The 16,443-nt window shown below is 44.3% G+C and carries 14 protein-coding genes; 6 read left to right on the top strand and 8 right to left on the bottom strand.

Annotation, left to right across the window (positions count from 1 at the left end; all coding sequences use genetic code 11):
* Nucleotides 1-20 precede the first annotated feature (20 nt).
* Complete coding sequence (locus AYW75_RS08440; RefSeq protein ID WP_231886168.1) at nt 21-1,364, bottom strand: DUF3422 family protein; 1,344 nt, start codon at nt 1,362-1,364, stop codon at nt 21-23.
* A gap of 187 nt (nt 1,365-1,551) precedes the next feature.
* Between AYW75_RS08440 and AYW75_RS08435 the strand changes: the two genes are divergently transcribed.
* Nucleotides 1,552-3,051, top strand: a complete 1,500-nt coding sequence (locus AYW75_RS08435) for a glycosyl hydrolase family 79 N-terminal domain-containing protein (protein WP_082856451.1) — start codon at nt 1,552-1,554, stop codon at nt 3,049-3,051.
* A 19-nt stretch (nt 3,052-3,070) separates the two neighbouring features.
* On the opposite strand, the gene AYW75_RS08430 is transcribed toward AYW75_RS08435, so the two are convergent.
* A complete protein-coding gene (locus tag AYW75_RS08430) occupies nt 3,071-4,015 on the bottom strand; it encodes a LysR family transcriptional regulator (protein WP_067098206.1) in 945 nt (314 codons plus the stop codon).
* A gap of 140 nt (nt 4,016-4,155) precedes the next feature.
* Between AYW75_RS08430 and AYW75_RS08425 the strand changes: the two genes are divergently transcribed.
* From AYW75_RS08425 to AYW75_RS08415, 3 genes are all read left to right on the top strand, one after another.
* Nucleotides 4,156-5,571: an acetyl-CoA carboxylase biotin carboxylase subunit gene (locus AYW75_RS08425; protein ID WP_067098203.1), complete on the top strand. Its 1,416-nt coding sequence runs from the start codon at nt 4,156-4,158 to the stop codon at nt 5,569-5,571.
* A 23-nt stretch (nt 5,572-5,594) separates the two neighbouring features.
* Nucleotides 5,595-7,403 carry a sodium-extruding oxaloacetate decarboxylase subunit alpha gene (oadA, locus tag AYW75_RS08420; protein WP_067036660.1) on the top strand — a complete coding sequence of 603 codons (1,809 nt, stop codon included), beginning with the start codon at nt 5,595-5,597 and terminating at the stop codon, nt 7,401-7,403.
* A 185-nt stretch (nt 7,404-7,588) separates the two neighbouring features.
* Entirely contained in the window at nt 7,589-9,052 is a 1,464-nt protein-coding gene (locus AYW75_RS08415; protein ID WP_067098201.1) for a diguanylate cyclase domain-containing protein, read from the top strand.
* Here the strand turns inward: AYW75_RS08415 and AYW75_RS08410 are convergent.
* The 4 genes from AYW75_RS08410 to glsB all read right to left on the bottom strand — a co-directional run bounded on the left by AYW75_RS08410 (nt 9,042) and on the right by glsB (nt 13,207).
* Complete coding sequence (locus tag AYW75_RS08410; RefSeq protein ID WP_067098198.1) at nt 9,042-9,731, bottom strand: response regulator; 690 nt, start codon at nt 9,729-9,731, stop codon at nt 9,042-9,044. The two genes, AYW75_RS08415 and AYW75_RS08410, sit on opposite strands and share 11 nt — an antisense overlap.
* Nucleotides 9,731-10,711, bottom strand: coding sequence for a sensor histidine kinase (locus tag AYW75_RS08405; RefSeq protein ID WP_067098195.1), 981 nt, complete (start codon nt 10,709-10,711; stop codon nt 9,731-9,733). The genes AYW75_RS08410 and AYW75_RS08405 overlap by 1 nt, the downstream gene beginning before the upstream one ends.
* 24 nt (nt 10,712-10,735) lie before the next feature.
* Complete coding sequence (locus tag AYW75_RS08400) at nt 10,736-12,190, bottom strand: TrkH family potassium uptake protein (RefSeq protein WP_067098192.1); 1,455 nt, start codon at nt 12,188-12,190, stop codon at nt 10,736-10,738.
* 108 nt (nt 12,191-12,298) lie between these two features.
* Nucleotides 12,299-13,207, bottom strand: a complete 909-nt coding sequence (gene glsB, locus AYW75_RS08395; RefSeq protein WP_067098186.1) for a glutaminase B — start codon at nt 13,205-13,207, stop codon at nt 12,299-12,301.
* 220 nt (nt 13,208-13,427) lie between these two features.
* On the opposite strand from glsB, the gene AYW75_RS08390 reads away from it, so the two are divergent.
* The gene (locus tag AYW75_RS08390; protein ID WP_067098184.1) at nt 13,428-14,174 is read left to right on the top strand and encodes a siderophore-interacting protein; all 747 of its coding nucleotides are present in this window, start codon (nt 13,428-13,430) and stop codon (nt 14,172-14,174) included.
* Between the two features lie 159 nt (nt 14,175-14,333).
* Nucleotides 14,334-14,822 carry a hypothetical protein gene (locus AYW75_RS08385; protein ID WP_067098181.1) on the top strand — a complete coding sequence of 163 codons (489 nt, stop codon included), beginning with the start codon at nt 14,334-14,336 and terminating at the stop codon, nt 14,820-14,822.
* Here AYW75_RS08385 and AYW75_RS08380 read toward each other — a convergent pair.
* Nucleotides 14,819-15,949, bottom strand: coding sequence for a GGDEF domain-containing protein (locus AYW75_RS08380; protein WP_067098178.1), 1,131 nt, complete (start codon nt 15,947-15,949; stop codon nt 14,819-14,821). The two genes, AYW75_RS08385 and AYW75_RS08380, sit on opposite strands and share 4 nt — an antisense overlap.
* Nucleotides 15,942-16,397 (bottom strand): hypothetical protein, encoded by a 456-nt coding sequence (locus tag AYW75_RS08375; RefSeq protein ID WP_067098175.1) that lies wholly within the window; start codon nt 16,395-16,397, stop codon nt 15,942-15,944. The genes AYW75_RS08380 and AYW75_RS08375 overlap by 8 nt, the downstream gene beginning before the upstream one ends.
* Between the last annotated feature and the right edge of the window lie 46 nt (nt 16,398-16,443).

Genomic DNA, 16,443 nt, shown 5'->3' with positions numbered 1-16,443 from the left:
CCAATGACCGCTCACTCCCACTAATGATGCTCTTCGCAGATATCTTGCTGCTCTTTTGCTAACTGCATAAAACGCTTGTGGATACGTCTAGTTGCCCACCACACACCACCGATAACCAAAGGCACTGACAGCCCGACAGCAAGGCTTTTATCTATGGGAGCACCGTTTTCATAAGCGGCTTCAATTAAGTATTTGATCAAACCCACACTGTAATAAGAAATCGCAGCGACCGATAAACCTTCAACCGTATGTTGCATGGCAAGCTGAATTTTTGATCGACGATCCATAGAGGATAATAAATGCTGATTTTGAGATTGGATCGACATTTCAACGCGAGTCCGCATCATCTCTGAAACACGATCGATACGACGCGACAGATTTTCTAAATGCTCGCCGGTTGCCTTACATGTTCTAACGGCAGGCGTTAATCGACGCGTCATAAACTCGGTAATCGTTAAATGCCCAGAAACCTCGTCTTCACGCAGCTCCGTCAAGCGCTTTAAAACTAAATCATGGTAAGCCGCTGTAGCACTGAAGCGAAAGGTGGTACTGGCACGGGCCGACTCGACCCATGCCGCCATATCGATAATTTTACTTAAAACTTCCTGCTCATTTAGATCGTGACTTGCATCCGACAGCTGAGTTGTTAGTTCTGCAAGATTACGATCCATCTGCGCTAAATGTTGGTTGTAATGTCGCGCTAAGGGCAAACCTAACAAAGCAATCAAACGGTATGATTCCACTTCGATCAATCGCTGCACCATTCGGCCCAGTTGACTGTTACTCATCTCACGGTTGTAAACTAAAATACGCCCGCAGCCATCGCTGTGAATTCTAAACGTAGTCCAAACTTGCGCCGCCCCAGCCTGAGGTTGACTGCCCACCAAACGCATCCCTTCAAAATAGGATTTAACTTCAGCAAGATCAGGCTCTGGCAGTTGCGTTGCATCCTCAACTGCTACATGAAAAGCAGAAACAACCGTACCATCTAGCCTCTCAAGCCATTCCTTTGGTAATCGACTTAACCCCGTATTGAGAAATGGGTCCGCAAGGAACGGTAGACCTTGGTTAACAACAGTATACGAAACAAACTCAAGATGCGTTTCTCGACGAATACGCACGTCACCAAAATCGGCTTCCAAGCACACCGAATCATGACTTGGCGGAATTTGATCGAAGTAGCTGTACAGCTCACAGAAATGCTTAAAGTCAGCGTGCTTTTTAGACACATCAACCATTACAGCGAGGTAGCTGATTCGTGCTGGACTGGGAATAACATGGAAGGGGCGCGAATGCAGCTCTGCGTAAAGTGCGTCGCGTTGCTCGTGCATGGTCAATCCATAAGGGTTTGCAGCGGAGTTCACAGTTAAATCTCTATTTTTTTAGAATATCTAAATCATTGACTTTATTGAGTTTCATTGCAACTTAATGGAGTCACAATGAGCTGAATTTTTTAATAGTTCCATTAATATCAATTTTGCATGCATCTCAAAAACTTCACTGTGGTGTCATATTTACTTGGCAGACTGAAGCATCAAAATGGAGAATGTTATGTCCCTAAATCCGTTTCGCCGCTTTATGACACCGCGGGCACAATCAATTAACCTTATCAAACTTGAGCATGAGCACCCTATTCATGAGGTTGATCTTTGCTACTTATCGTTCTCTATTGACATTTCACTGATTGTTGGTGGACAGTGGTGGGAAGGCAGTAACAACTCAAGCCGTGGTCTCGGTACTAATCGCGTCCCTCCTTTGGAATTAAATCACCCTAAGCTTAGTCAATACGTTGAGCACCTAAAGCCTGCTTTCCTTCGCATCGGTGGCTCTGAAGCCGATACAATCCATTATTTTTGCTGTCAGCAATTACCCCAAGATAAAGAACCGGAACTCAGCGAAGCTATTTGGAATCGCTTATTAGCTTTTATCAAACAACATGAATTAAAATTCATGTTTACTTTTAAATACGGTGCTTTTGAACGCAATCAACATGGTAAATGGAATGGGGCAGACAGCGCTGCACTTCTTCAATATACGCTTGATCGCGGTGTCAACATTGATGTCTGCGAGCTAGGCAACGAGTTAAACGCTTATTGGGCGTTTCATGGATTAAAAGCTCAACCTAGAGCAAAGCAACTGGTGCTCGATTATCAACGCTTTATTAATCAGGTCAGACTCATCAACCCAAACAGTCGCATTGCTGGACCAGGCAGTGCTTTTTGGCCCTACTTGGGTGAGACCATTAAATATCTATCGAACATTACGCCTAGATTTCTGGAACAACTAGAAGGGCAACTTGATATAGTCGACTGGCATTACTACCCATTCCAAAGCCAGCGTTCCCCTGTCAGAACACGTACAGCACGAATTGAAAAGTTGCTCGATCAGCGATCTTTATTGGATTTTGAAGCTTTCTCAAATCAATTAGAAGCCTATCGCCAAAAGTATCAGCCTCAAGCCGAGCTCTGGACCGGGGAATCAGGCTCAGCTCAATGCGGCGGACAACCTAAGCTCTCAGATCGCTTTGCCTCTTGCTTTTGGTGGGCAGATCAACTTGGCCGTGGCGCAAAATTGGGTCAAAAAGTCATGATTCGCCAATCCCTTATTGGCGGAGACTACGGCTTAATTCAACGCGAGAGTTTAAAACCTAATCCTGACTTTTGGGTGAGCTGGCTATGGAAGCGTTTGATGGGACAACAGGTCTATCAAGTGAGCTGCCAAAATCCTGATTTAATTGTTTATTGCCACGGTGGCCACAAACAAGACCGTATGACCTTGTTAATTATTAACATGACTGGGCGCGTTCACCGACTGCGCTTCCAGTCTTTTGGCTCGCCAAAGAAACGCTATGAAATCACGGCGGACTCACTCACCAGCAAAAAGGTTTTAATTAATGGTGTTAACCCACGGTTCCGAAAGGGGAAAGTACGCTTAAAAGATTTCCCCAAACTCCCGAAGCTAGATTTGGTCGCACCCTACAGCATTAATTTCTGGACCTTCGCCGACTTAGAGAACGAGAAAGAAGCCATCTTTGGCGAAGATGTTTTCTAATTACACACCACCTCTGTTATCAGGGATAACTAAACTGCTTCGACAGGCAGCGGTCTCCTTCCTCACGCAAGTGATCTAAAAAAGCCTGCATAACAGGCGTTGGTTGCTTGCTGCTTGGATATACCGCACACCAGCTACGCTTCAAGGGGAAACCTTTGATCGTTGGCATCACCAAGGCACCCAACCGCAACTCGGCAATCACATTAGCAAGCGGCAATAACGCAACCCCTAACCCCGCTAATACGCCATGCTTAACCGATTCATTTGAGCCTAACTCCATAATAGGCTTCAGCTGAAGACGATGGTCTTTGCAAAACCCTTCTATCGCAGCGCGAGATCCTGATCCTTTTTCTCGTTGCAAAAAGCCTACATCAAAAAACTGCTGCGCAGACATCGCTTGACGCTGAAGGATGGCGTGATCTTGACGCACAACAGGCACCAATAAGTTATCAAAGAAAGGCTGCCGATTAAGCAGTCGAGTGTCCGGTACAATACCGGTAATCGCCATATCGTCTTGGTTTTGCAACAACCGTTCAGTGGCGTTGGTTCGATTGAGTACCGTCAGACGCGCTTCTACTTGCGGATACTTTTCTAAAAAACCTTTCAGTAAATATGGCACAACAATCTCTGCAGAGCTCACCACACACAAACGTAGCTCCCCTCTGAGTTGACCTTCTAACTGATAAAGATCCATTTGTAGCGTTTCTAAATCACTGAAAATTTCTCGCACCACTCGTTCTAGCTGAGCACCTGCAGGGGTGACATAGAGCTGCTTACCGACATAATCGAACATGGATTGACCAAGTGCCGCTTCTAATTGTTTCATCTGCGCGCTCACCGCAGGCTGTGTTAAACCCAACTCCTCAGCCGCCCTGGAGTAACTAAGCTTATGAAACACCACCTGAAACACCTGTAATTGACGAAATGTCAGCCTATTTAAAAGCTGGCCAAGCGTGTAAACCATATCTTAAGCCTATGAATTATATAATATTTAATTTAAGTATAAGGTATTACTTATGGTATGCCAAAAAAATATCAATTATTTATTTTTGTAACTTTAGAATACTGTAAGCCCATGCTTGATTTGAGCGCATGGAGAGAATAATGCTGAAGAAAATATTGATTGCTAACCGTGGAGAGATTGCCGTTCGTATCGTACGTGCATGTGCCGAAATGGGTATTCGCTCGGTGGCAATTTTCACTGAGCCAGATCGCCACGCACTTCACGTAAAGCGTGCTGACGAAGCTTACAGCATGGGTGAAGACCCACTTGCAGGCTACCTTGACGCACGACGTATCGTTAACCTTGCCGTTGAGACAGGCTGTGATGCCATTCATCCAGGCTATGGTTTTTTGTCGGAAAATGCTGAATTTGCTCAAATCTGTCAAGATCGCGGCATCACCTTTATCGGCCCTAAAGCAGAGGTGATCTCGAAGATGGGCGACAAAACCCAAGCCCGTAAGAGCATGATCTCTGCAGGCGTGCCGGTGACGCCAGGCTCTGAAGACAACCTTGCCGACATTGAAGAAGCTATTACGCTGGCGAATAGTATCGGTTACCCGGTAATGCTTAAAGCAACGTCAGGCGGCGGTGGCCGTGGTATCCGTCGCTGTGATAGCGAACAAGAATTGCGTGACCAGTACCCGCGTGTCATCTCGGAAGCGACAAAAGCCTTTGGTTCTGCGGAAGTTTTCCTTGAGAAATGCATCGTTGATCCAAAACACATCGAAGTTCAGATTTTAGCGGACAGTCAAGGGGAAGCAATTCACCTATACGAACGTGATTGTTCGATTCAGCGCCGCAACCAAAAGCTGATTGAGATTGCGCCAAGCCCTCAATTAACACCAGAACAGCGCTCGTACGTGGGTGAGTTAGCTGTCAAAGCCGCCAAAGCAGTGGGCTATGAAAACGCTGGGACCGTGGAGTTTCTGGTAACGGGAAATGACATTTTCTTTATGGAGATGAACACTCGTGTTCAAGTAGAGCACACCATTACCGAACAAATTACCGGTGTTGACATTGTTCGTGAACAGATTCGTGTTGCCTCTGGTTTGCCTTTGAGCTACCGCCAAGAAGACATTTCGTTTCGCGGTTATGCGCTGCAGTTCCGTATCAATGCGGAAGACCCAAAAAACAACTTTTTACCAAGCTTCGGCCGTATTACGCGCTACTACGCACCTGGCGGACCAGGCGTACGAACTGATACTGCCATTTACACAGGCTACACCATTCCACCGTACTTCGACTCCATGTGTCTAAAGCTGGTTGTCTGGGCATTGAGTTGGGAAGATGTATTAGATCGAGGTACTCGTGCACTCGCTGACATGCGCTTGCAAGGGGTTAAAACCACTGCCAATTACTACCAAGAAATACTGAAAAACGACGAATTTAGAAGCGGCTTCTTTAATACCAGCTTCGTACCGAATCACCCTGAACTATTGAATTACTCGGACAAACGCGCCCCAAGTGAAATTGCCTTGGCAATCGCTGCAGCCATCGCTGCGCACTCAGCGGTCTAAGAAGAGAACAAGGAGAATACCTAATGAGCAAAGTACAGGTTACAGACGTCATCTTAAGGGATGCACACCAGTCTTTGATTGCGACACGCATGCGCACCGAAGATATGCTTCCTATCTGCGACAAACTTGACGCGGTTGGCTTCTGGTCTCTTGAAGTTTGGGGTGGCGCAACGTTTGACGCGTGCGTACGCTTCTTAAAAGAAGACCCATGGGAACGCCTACGTGAGCTACGCAAAGCGCTGCCTAATACGCGCTTACAAATGCTTTTGCGCGGTCAGAACTTACTGGGTTACCGCCACTACGCTGACGACGTTGTTGAAGCATTTGTTGCCAAAGCCGCTGAAAATGGCATCGACGTATTCCGTGTATTTGATGCTTTAAATGACCTACGCAACCTTGAAACGGCGATCAAAGCTGTCAAGAAAGCAGGCAAGCATGCTCAAGCGACCATCTGTTACACCACTAGTCCAGTGCACACGCTAGAGCTGTTTGTGGAACAAGCGCAAGCGCTAAAAGATATGGGCGCTGATTCCATTGCCATCAAAGACATGGCAGGCTTGCTGACCCCTTACGCCACTTACGATTTAGTGAAAGCGATTAAAGACAATGTGGATTTACCATTGTTTGTACACAGTCATTCTACGGCAGGTCTAGCACCACTGTGTCAGCTAAAAGCAATCGAAGCCGGTGCCGAGCATATTGATACAGCGATTTCATCGTTTGCATCAGGCACCAGCCACCCAGCAACAGAGTCTCAAGTCGCCGCACTTAAAGGCACTAAATGGGACACGGGCTTAGACCTAGAGCTGCTGACAGAAATCGCGGATTACTTCAAAGAAGTGCGTAAAAAATACCATCAATTTGAAAGCGAATTCACCAAAGAAGACGTATCAGTACAGATCAACCAAGTGCCAGGCGGCATGATGTCGAACCTTGCGAATCAGCTGAAAGAGCAGCAAGCATTAGACCGAATCCGTGAAGTGTTTGCAGAAATCCCACGCGTACGTGAGGATTTAGGCTTCCCTCCTCTGGTGACGCCAACGTCACAAATCGTAGGGACTCAAGCGGTTATGAACGTACTGGCGGGCGAACGCTACAAAACCATCACTAACGAAGTAAAACGCTACTTACAGGGCGGTTATGGTCATCCGCCGGCAGCCGTTAACCCTGAGGTTCGCACCAAGGCAATTGGCTCTGAGCTTCCGTTAGAGGGCCGACCTGCAGACGCTTTAGGCGCTGAAATGGACCGCCTACGAAAAGACATCGGTGATTTAGCCAAGAGCGAAGAAGATGTGCTGACTTACGCCATGTTCCAAGACATTGGCAAGCAATTCCTAGAACAACGCGCAGCTGGCACTTTAGTTCCTGAAGCACTAGAGCCTATTGCTAATGCTGGAGCGACTAAAGCATCAGCGCCCGTTTCAACGGAATTCAAAATTGATGTGCATGGTGAAACTTACCAAGTTGAAATCACCGGCATTGGCGGCGACTCTTCTGGTAAACGCCATGTTTACTTAACGCTTGATGGTATGCCTGAAGAAGTACTGTTTGAGTCACTCAACGAATACGACGGTGGTGCAATCACTGGTAGCAAACGTGGCAAAGCAACAGGACCGGGTGACATTACGACCAATATGCCAGGTAACATTGTCGATGTATTAGTAAAAGTTGGTGATGATGTTAGAGCCGGCCAATCGGTTTTAATTACTGAAGCCATGAAGATGGAAACTGAAATCCAAGCGCCTATCGCCGGTAAAGTGGCGGGGGTTCATGTAATCAAAGGGGATCGCGTTACACCAGGCGAAACCTTAGTCGAGATAGTTCCGCACTAACTTATAGTGTGTTGTTCTTTACAGGAGGCCTTTGGCCTCCTTTTTTTTGGCAAGTTGTTTGCTTGTTAACTATGCTAAAGCACGCATATAAAACACTATGTGCTACCTGCGTCATGGCGAAGGTTTAGTGGCTATGAGAACATCGGTGGAACTTGATAATGATCAGGCTCGACAGGAGAAATCGAATGAACTGGCGTAAAGGAAGCATAAGCCCATTTTTAACTTACTCTATTATTCTATTTTTTATCTTTGATGGTACAGCACTGGGCTTAAACATATGGCTAACACAACGTATCCAAAGCCAAACCATTGAACTCAACCTTGCTGGCCGCCAACGTATGCTGTCACAAAAAATGGTAAAAGAGTTTCTCTACGCCCCACCCAGCGCTACGAACCAGACGCAACTCACAACACTGAAAGAAAGCGTGAGTTTATTTGATCGCACATTAAGCGCTTTTCGTAATGGCGGCACGACCATTAACACGGACAATACATTGGTCACCATTGAGTCATTTCAACACCGTCCTTACTACCATCTTATTGAACAAGGCTGGAATAATTGGCTGCCGCTTAGGACGCAAGTGCTGAGCTACATCAACACGCCATCCCCAAGCCTATATATCGCTCTCAACCAAGCATTTGCGGAACAAAACAATCTTCTGTTAAGCAATATGAATGCGCTAGCACTGGCCATAGAGCAACAGGCTCGTTATGAAACAGGAAAGATACGCATCCTCCAAGCGATTGCACTCTTATTAGGTATGATCAACTTTGTTACTGCGTACTGGCTCTATCGCAACCGTCTAAACAGACTCGAACATGACAAAACATTGATTGAAGCACTTCTGCAAGACATGCCTTCAGCAGTGGCTTTTACCAATGATGACGGCCGGATTGTCCAAGCAAACCGAAAATTTACGGTGCTTCTGGCTATGGATTCTGACGCCCTATACCGACACAAGATGTGTGACCTAATTGTTCCTTTAAACGATCAGTCTAATTTATATCAGCGGTCAGAGCAGACTTTTAACCGCGTCATCTTCAAAGTAGAAAAATCCAGTGCTTTTGATAATGGTCGACACATGACCATCTGGCAAATCGAAGATGTTAGCCATGATATGGCTGAACGCGAACATCTTGCGAACCTTGCCTATAAAGACCCATTAACCGGTTTAGAGAATCGCGCAGCGTTTGAGGATCACCTCAAAGTACTTATCCAAACATCTGGTAATGATGCACTACATGCCATCATGTTTTTAGATTTAAACAATTTCAAACATATAAACGATAACTTTGGTCACAACAAAGGCGACATCATTTTGCGTGAGGTTGGATTGCGTCTTAAACAATTCATCAGCCCTGATATTAAAATAGCTCGTCATGGCGGTGATGAATTCACCATCCTGTTACAAAATATAGAAGACGAAAAGCACGCTATTTGTTGTGCAAAAGAAATCATTGAAGCCCTCAAGACGCCTTATTACATTGGACTTGAAACATTGCACATCGATGCAAGCATTGGCATCACTTCTTTTATAGGGCAACAAGAAGATCCATCAGATCTCATTACAAACGCCGATAGAGCCATGTATCAGGCTAAACTACAGCCAGATACACCCAACATTCATTGTGTCCCCTTTAATGGTTAAGACGATAGCCAATACCAGGGGCATTACTAATTAAAGTTGGTGCTGACGGCATCTTTTCGATTTTTTGTCTAAGCTGGGCAATATGTACGCGGATTTTTTCGGTGCTACCCGTAAACTGATTGCCCCATACGTCTCGACCTATCTGGCTGTAAGTTAGAACTTTATTGGGTTGTTTTAAGAAGAGTTCGAGTAGCCGAAATTCAATCGGTGTCAGGTGGATAGCATCATCAACGCCGTCTAAATATACGGTTCGAGCATCAAGGTTTACGTTTAAGTGCTGAACTTGAAACGTCGAGGGAATTGCTTCGCTCTCTTGTACTAAACGCCTTAAGGACACGCGAATACGAGCTAACAGTTCCCCTGAACTAAATGGCTTAGCCACATAATCATCTGCCCCCAAATCCAGTGCTGTGATTTTATCAAAATCCGTATCCCTAGCTGAAATAACTATAATCGGAGCTGTCATCTTCGGTTTAAACGCACGAATAAAATCGTGACCGCTACCATCAGGTAACCCTAGATCTAACAAGCAAAGATCAACGAATAAAGACCCTGACATGACAGCCGACGCTTGCTCAATAGTATCAGCAAGAGAGACTTTAAAGCCTGCTGACTCGCACAGTGTTTTCAAAAAACTTTGCATGGGTGCATCATCTTCAATTACTAATATGTGCTGCATTACTGCTCCTCCCAACAAATTCGTGCGCTGACTTGATTCGACTGTTTCTGAAAAACAAACTCTCCACCATGCAGCTTCGCAATGGCATCACATATCAAAAATCCCAAACCGTTACCCGAGTCTGTTTGAGGTTTATTTTGTTCACCCAGTCCATTGATCACTTCAAGGCAGTAAGCAGTTTGAATACGACTAAATTGGATTTTGCATGGTGCGCTCCCATGGCGACTCGCATTATCAATCAAATTGGCTAACGCAATCTCTAACAACGCACTGTCGCCTTTCACCGAATCCATCCCATAGTCCACCGAAAAACCGTCAATTTGGCTCGCTTTAATACGAACAAAAGCTGAGCTGACTAAATCCACACAAGGCAACGTGAGCCAGTCATTGGTTGTTTGTAAATCACGAATACGACTGAGCTCCAACATTTTATCGATCTGGTTTTTTAGAATTAAACTTTGTTGGTAAATATTGGATATTTGCTCTTGCTGCTGCGACTTAGATAACACAATCGAATCTTCCATTAGCAAACTGGACGCCCCCATAACAGTTCCCAGAGGAGTTCGAAGATCATGCCCGATCGAGCGAAGTAAATTTGCGCGAATCTCTTCTCGTTCTTTTAAGCGCATAGTGGCTTGCTTTTCAAGCTCAACTAGTTGATTGCGTTGAGCAAGTTGTGCAATGAACACGCCCACCGCGAGCATTACACCAAAACTCACAAAATAATCAAAATTATGGACCGCCAAGGTGTAGTATGGATCTACAAATAATACATCCACAAACAGTACGCTGGTCACACTTGCGACTATCGCTTCACTCTTACCGAAACGAAAACCAATAAACGCGACACAAGCCACTCCCAACAACATAACATCACTCACTGTTATGTATTCTCGAAGGGGCAAAGCCAGCAAAATAATGCCAGCAGGAACCGCCGCCGACACAGCATATTGGCCCCATGGTTTAGTGAATTTATTCAAAACAAGCTCCCAAAGGTATTGGCACTATGCACGCCATAAGTAAGGCGTAAAAATAGCAATGACAGTGAAGTACTCCAAGCGCCCCAAAATCATCGTGAACGACAACAGCCATGTGGCGACATCCGTAAGCGGCGAAAAGTTATTTCCCAACTCACCAAAACCTGGCCCCAGTACATTTAAACACGCAGCAACACCGCTCAACGCACTGAAAAAATCCACACCAGTTAGCATTAACAACAAAGTAAGCAAAATTGTTGTTAATGCCGCTAAACACATAAAAGCCATCACACTATGTCGTATCTGTTCATTCACTGGCCGTCCCTGATAACGCATGGTAAACACGGCACTGGGATGAATCAGTTGCTTTACCTCCAGCAGTATGGCTTTAAATGAAATAATATTTCGTACTACCTTATTACCACCTGCGGTAGAACCTGCACACCCACCAATATAACCAACAACTAGTAATAAAATAATCGATGCACCCTGCCACTGCGTGAAATCGCCAGCGCCGTACCCCGTACTGGTCATAAACGACAATACGTGAAATGTTGCTTGAGTAAGGGCTTTTAAAACATGTGTTTCATCTGAAAATTGCAGTAGCTGCTGCATTACCAATAACGAAAAGAATAGCGCAATGAGTAAAAACCAACGACACTCCTCGTCTTTCCAATACAGCGCAAGGCATTTTCCCGCGACAACCCTATAATGTAACGAGAAACTAATCGCCCCAAGCGTCATAAAAATACAGCTCACCCATAGAATTAGACTGCTTTCAAAATACCCCATACTGGCATCATGGGTTGAAAAACCACCTGTAGAGACGGTTGTTAAACTGTGAGCAATGGCATCATAAACATTCATTCCTGCCAGCCAATAGCTCATTGCACAGGCTACGGTAATCAATAAGTACACATACCAAAGATAATGTGCGGTATTCTTTACCCTTGGTGTCAGTTTTACATCTTTTACGGGGCCAACTGTCTCAGCTTTAAGCAGTCGCATACCACCAATATTAAGCATTGGCAGTACTGCGACAACAAAAATCACAACCCCTAGCCCTCCCATCCATTGCAGAAACTGACGGTACATTAAAAAACTTTTAGGCATTGCATCTAAGCCACTTAAGATAGTCGCGCCTGTCGTCGTTAATGCGCTTATCGACTCAAACACTGCATCCGTCCAGCTTACTTGCGTAATACTATAGATGGGAACCGCGCCAAGTAGACCAACAGATATCCAGGTAAGCACAGCAAACAGAATCGCTTCCTTAGTATTTACGGAAGAGAAGCGATATTTTCTTGCCCCAAACAGTACCGCTAAAGAGCATGCAATGGTTATTAAGGCACTTGTAAGAAACCCCTTAGTCACACCATCTTGAAACAGGTAGTGTGACAACTCCGCAAATATTAGCTGGATGACGCCCATCCACAGCATCGGCAAGGAGAGTAAGCGGGACATTAGAATAAAACGGATCATAAAGCCTCGTAATACAAAGTAACGAGGCCATTCTATTAATTGACTTATTAATTAGGTGTAAAGCTTTTAGACAACCTATTAAGAAACTATAAAGTTTGGCTTACATCGCTAATAAACCGACCAGCCTATATGCTTAGTCATGGACTCCAATGCCGCAACGCCCGCAGTGGAGTTGCCTACTTTATTCAAGGCTGGGGACCAGACGCACACCGAAAAACGATTCGGTACAATCGCAACGACACCACCACCGACACCACTCTTCCCGGGAAGTCCGACTTGAAAGGCGAAACTGCCTGCTTCATCGTACATACCACTGGTAGCCATTAACGCATTCACTTGTCGCGCCTCTTGCTCCGAAAGCACCTGTTCATTGCTAATGGAACAAAACCCTTTATTTGCTAAAAAGTTAAATGCTTTCGCCAGATCAACACAGCTCATTCTCAATGCGCAATTAGCAAAATAGCTTTTCAACACCTCTTCAACGTCATTCTCAAAATTACCATTGGACTTCATTAAGTGAGCCATCGCCGCATTTCTATGACGAAACTCATACTCTGAGTCTGCAACCTTCAAGTCTGTTTTGAGTTCTGGATTGCCTGATATACGGCGTACAAACTCGCTCATTGCGTAATGTGGCGATGCAAATCGTGACTGGTTCATATCACTTATCACAAGAGCCCCAGCATTAATAAATGGGTTACGAGGTACGCCGTTTTCATATTCAAGCTGTACCAATGAGTTAAATGGCAAACCGGAGGGTTCTCGTCCTACACGCTGCCACATATCTGGCCCGTAGTGTTTAATCGCGAGTGTTAAACTGAATACTTTTGAAATACTTTGAATGGAGAACGGCACCTCTGCATCGCCTATTTGGAAAAGCTCTCCTGTATTACTGTATATGGCTATACCAAATTGATTAGGATCGACACTTGCAAGTGCTGGAATATAGTCAGCCACTTTGCCCTGCCCAACAAGAGGTTTTACATCGTTATAAATCGTGCGCAGTAAGGATTGCATAAAGAGCCTTAGTTCTTGGGGGATTAGTCTTATAATTTTGGCCACAGATTGTGCCAGAACTGCTTCGCAAGCAGAACGAAAAATTATAGTCTCTATGGAACAGAACCAAGCTTTCCTGATCAGTTACTATTTTGCAACAGTGCGTTTCATTGCTTTTAAGCAGTCGCTAGTATAAGTTGATACCCATTCTCAATTAGATCCAAACTTTGAGGTCACTGTTGTGTCAAAGCCAACATCGCGTTTATTAAAGGTCATTCGTAAAGAATACGTTACCGCCAATATGCTCAGGGTTACACTTGGTGGTGAAGCACTAGCAGACTTCCCTGAAGATCAAGAAAGTGGCTACATTAAGTTTATATTTCCTAGTGCGGATGGTAGACGCTTGATGCGGACTTACACTATCCGTCAACAACGCCAACATGAACTAGATGTCGACTTTGCACTGCATGGGGACTCAGGTGTGGCATGTCACTGGGCGTTACGTGCACAAACAGGAGACCAGATTAAAGTGGGTGGCCCTGGACCAAAAAAACGCATTTCAGAATCCGCAGACTGGATGATTTTTGTAGGCGACATGACGTCTTTACCCGCTATCAGCGTTAATTTAGCTCACTTACCTAGCGAGTCTAAAGGCTATGCCATTCTGGAAGTGCAAACCGAGGCTGATATCCAAACACTGCAAAAACCAGACGACATTGAACTCAAATGGATAATAAACCCGACACCTGGGCAAAACAGTCAATCGCTATTAGAACATGTGAAGGCTCTTAAATGGTTAGATGGCAACGTTGCAATTTGGGCCGCATGCGAATTCAGCTCTATGCGTGCGTTACGTGCGTTCTTTAAAGAACGTAGTGATGTTGAGAGAGGTAATTTATACATCTCAAGTTACTGGAAGCACGGTCTCAACGAAGATCAACACAAACTTGAAAAGCGCGAAGACCTAGATAAAAATGATACTGCTTAATACAACCAAAACACATAAACCAGAGCGCTTTTCCATTTAGTTTAAGTCTAGAAAAAACTAGGAATTGCATAACACTGTGCAAGCAACACTAAGTGGATTGCGAAGATAGGCGGAACTCAATAATCTCAATATGACAAACCTTGCTAGGGAGACTGCTTGATGAAACTTATCATACCTAAAAAACAGCTCGGCTCATTATCTTCCATTTTAATGTTATCTTTATTTCAGCCTTCTGCAAGCGCTGATGAAACGCTTTCTACCTCCACTTCTTCAGGCTACGAAACATACCTTGAAGAGCGTCCTATAGAGACTTCTGCTTATAAAGCTCCACCGTCAGCTTATCGTGTACACAGCCGTCTCACTCACGATGCATCAGATATAGGCCATTACACTTATAAGGCAAATATTAGCCAAGTATTTGATGACTATCACCAGGCTTTGGAGCAATTAGAAGAGCACTACCAAGACGGCATTGACAATATTTTAGATCAGTATGAGTCTGAACTTCGTTTAGTTCAATTAGAACCAAGCTATGATCCGCACCAAATTTCTGCAGCAAAACAAAATGCTCGTAAGAATCTTAAAATACTGAAGCAAAAGCATATCTCAAAACGCGCAGAGCTAGAATACAGGTTACATGTTAGCTAACCATCCAACCCTGTAAATTCGTCAATCACACGATTACGACCATGTTTTTTAGCGACATAAAGTAGCTCGTCTACTTTAGTGATCAATTCCTCAGCTGTATAGTTTCGCTGCTCCAACATATATACACCAACACTGACCGTTAGAAAGCCTGTTTCACTGTTTGGGTTTTCAATGTTCAGTTTTTGTACTGTTGATAATATCTGATCAGCCAGTTCAACAACTTCTGAGTGCTCTGTTTCACGATTGACGATAAAAAACTCTTCCCCCCCAAATCGATAATGGTCTGAGGGCATAGGTAGAAGTTTATTAACCGTATCGGCAACTTGGCGCAATGCCTTGTCCCCTGCTACATGCCCGAACGTATCATTAAATTTTTTGAAATGATCAATGTCGTAAAACACTAACCCAACCGATTCCCCAGCCACTGGCCATTGCTCTACTAATGACTCAAGCGTTTCATGCAGCGCCATTCGATTATACGTAGACGTTAAATGATCGGTCATCGCTCTACTTTGCCATGCTTCTTTTTCCGTCTCACTCTTACGTCCAAGGCGATGTTGAATTTCAAGCAAAAACCACAGCATGATAGCGAGAACATATACAGCAATGACACCAACGTTCATCCAAAATTGATTTGCTCTAGAGTCTATTAATGCACGTTCAATTAAATTGGCTTTTAGCTCATCTTGGCTTTTATCTACTTCATCATAACACGTTAAAATTTCAGCCCATATTTGATATTGAAAAGTCTGATTCGCACCTTTCTCTATATCATTTCGAAGCTTCAAGATATTATCCAACGCTGGCTCTACACAGCCGTAACGCTCTAAATAGCGGCCAATATTTAAATACGCATACGCAAGATCAAATTGCATCAAGACTTCTTCACGGACAGGTGAGATTTCTTCTACAGAATCATTGAAGTCTTCTATTAGAGGAAGGGTGTTCAAAAGGTACTTTTTTGAGCGATCAACCATAGCATGGTCATAAATACCGTGGTCACGATTAAACAGTGCGCGCAATGATCCATCAAATCTCACAGTATTTAGCAACACCAGAGTAATAACGACCGTTACAGACAATAAACCTACACTTACAACACTCAGTGTTCTAGAGGGTTTAACCATCGACAACCTCAATTTTCTTAATCATCCATATCCAGTCATCGAATAAAGAGATATTTCGGACATCTTTACCGCCCAAATCCGTTTCGATAACCCTAGAAGGTCCATGTTCTCGGATAGATAAAGGTCTACCGTCTTCTTTTAAAACGAGCATTAAAGGGCGTGAGTCGATGTTTTTTAGAGTCATTTTGTAGCCATCAATGGCATCTATAACGACCGTTTTTGCGTCAACCTGCAGATGCAGTTGTAGAAACTGGGAAAGATTATATCCCTCATAAATGACCGTTTGTCTGCGAAAAGGCCCATACATTTCATGAGTAATATTGCTATTTTCAACAAGTTCTTGCTGAGAAAGGATGACTACTTTGCTTTGATATTGCAGGACCAATGCTAATGCTGGTTGGCTAAATGCTATAAGAGTAAAACACAAAAATGTAATCGTAGCTTTCATAATGATTGCAATCCTTAATAGGAATAAAGCAGAAATAGTTTAGGCT

Source organism: Marinomonas atlantica (assembly GCF_001639725.1).
GTDB classification, from domain to species: domain Bacteria; phylum Pseudomonadota; class Gammaproteobacteria; order Pseudomonadales; family Marinomonadaceae; genus Marinomonas; species Marinomonas atlantica.
The sequence above is the reverse complement of the archived record's forward strand: the minus strand, read 5'-3'. Positions and strand labels throughout refer to the sequence as shown.

Bases quoted from the DNA above. Each gene is read 5' to 3' on its own strand.
- AYW75_RS08400 (WP_067098192.1), bottom strand. From the start codon at position 12,190: ATGATCCGTTTTATTCTAATGTCCCGCTTACTCTCCTTGCCGATGCTG.
- AYW75_RS08380 (WP_067098178.1), bottom strand. From the start codon at position 15,949: ATGGTTAAACCCTCTAGAACACTGAGTGTTGTAAGTGTAGGTTTATTG.
- oadA (WP_067036660.1), top strand. From the start codon at position 5,595: ATGAGCAAAGTACAGGTTACAGACGTCATCTTAAGGGATGCACACCAG.
- AYW75_RS08430 (WP_067098206.1), bottom strand. From the start codon at position 4,015: ATGGTTTACACGCTTGGCCAGCTTTTAAATAGGCTGACATTTCGTCAA.
- AYW75_RS08425 (WP_067098203.1), top strand. From the start codon at position 4,156: ATGCTGAAGAAAATATTGATTGCTAACCGTGGAGAGATTGCCGTTCGT.
- AYW75_RS08385 (WP_067098181.1), top strand. From the start codon at position 14,334: ATGAAACTTATCATACCTAAAAAACAGCTCGGCTCATTATCTTCCATT.
- AYW75_RS08435 (WP_082856451.1), top strand. From the start codon at position 1,552: ATGTCCCTAAATCCGTTTCGCCGCTTTATGACACCGCGGGCACAATCA.
- glsB (WP_067098186.1), bottom strand. From the start codon at position 13,207: ATGCAATCCTTACTGCGCACGATTTATAACGATGTAAAACCTCTTGTT.
- AYW75_RS08415 (WP_067098201.1), top strand. From the start codon at position 7,589: ATGAACTGGCGTAAAGGAAGCATAAGCCCATTTTTAACTTACTCTATT.
- AYW75_RS08410 (WP_067098198.1), bottom strand. From the start codon at position 9,731: ATGCAGCACATATTAGTAATTGAAGATGATGCACCCATGCAAAGTTTT.
- AYW75_RS08375 (WP_067098175.1), bottom strand. From the start codon at position 16,397: ATGAAAGCTACGATTACATTTTTGTGTTTTACTCTTATAGCATTTAGC.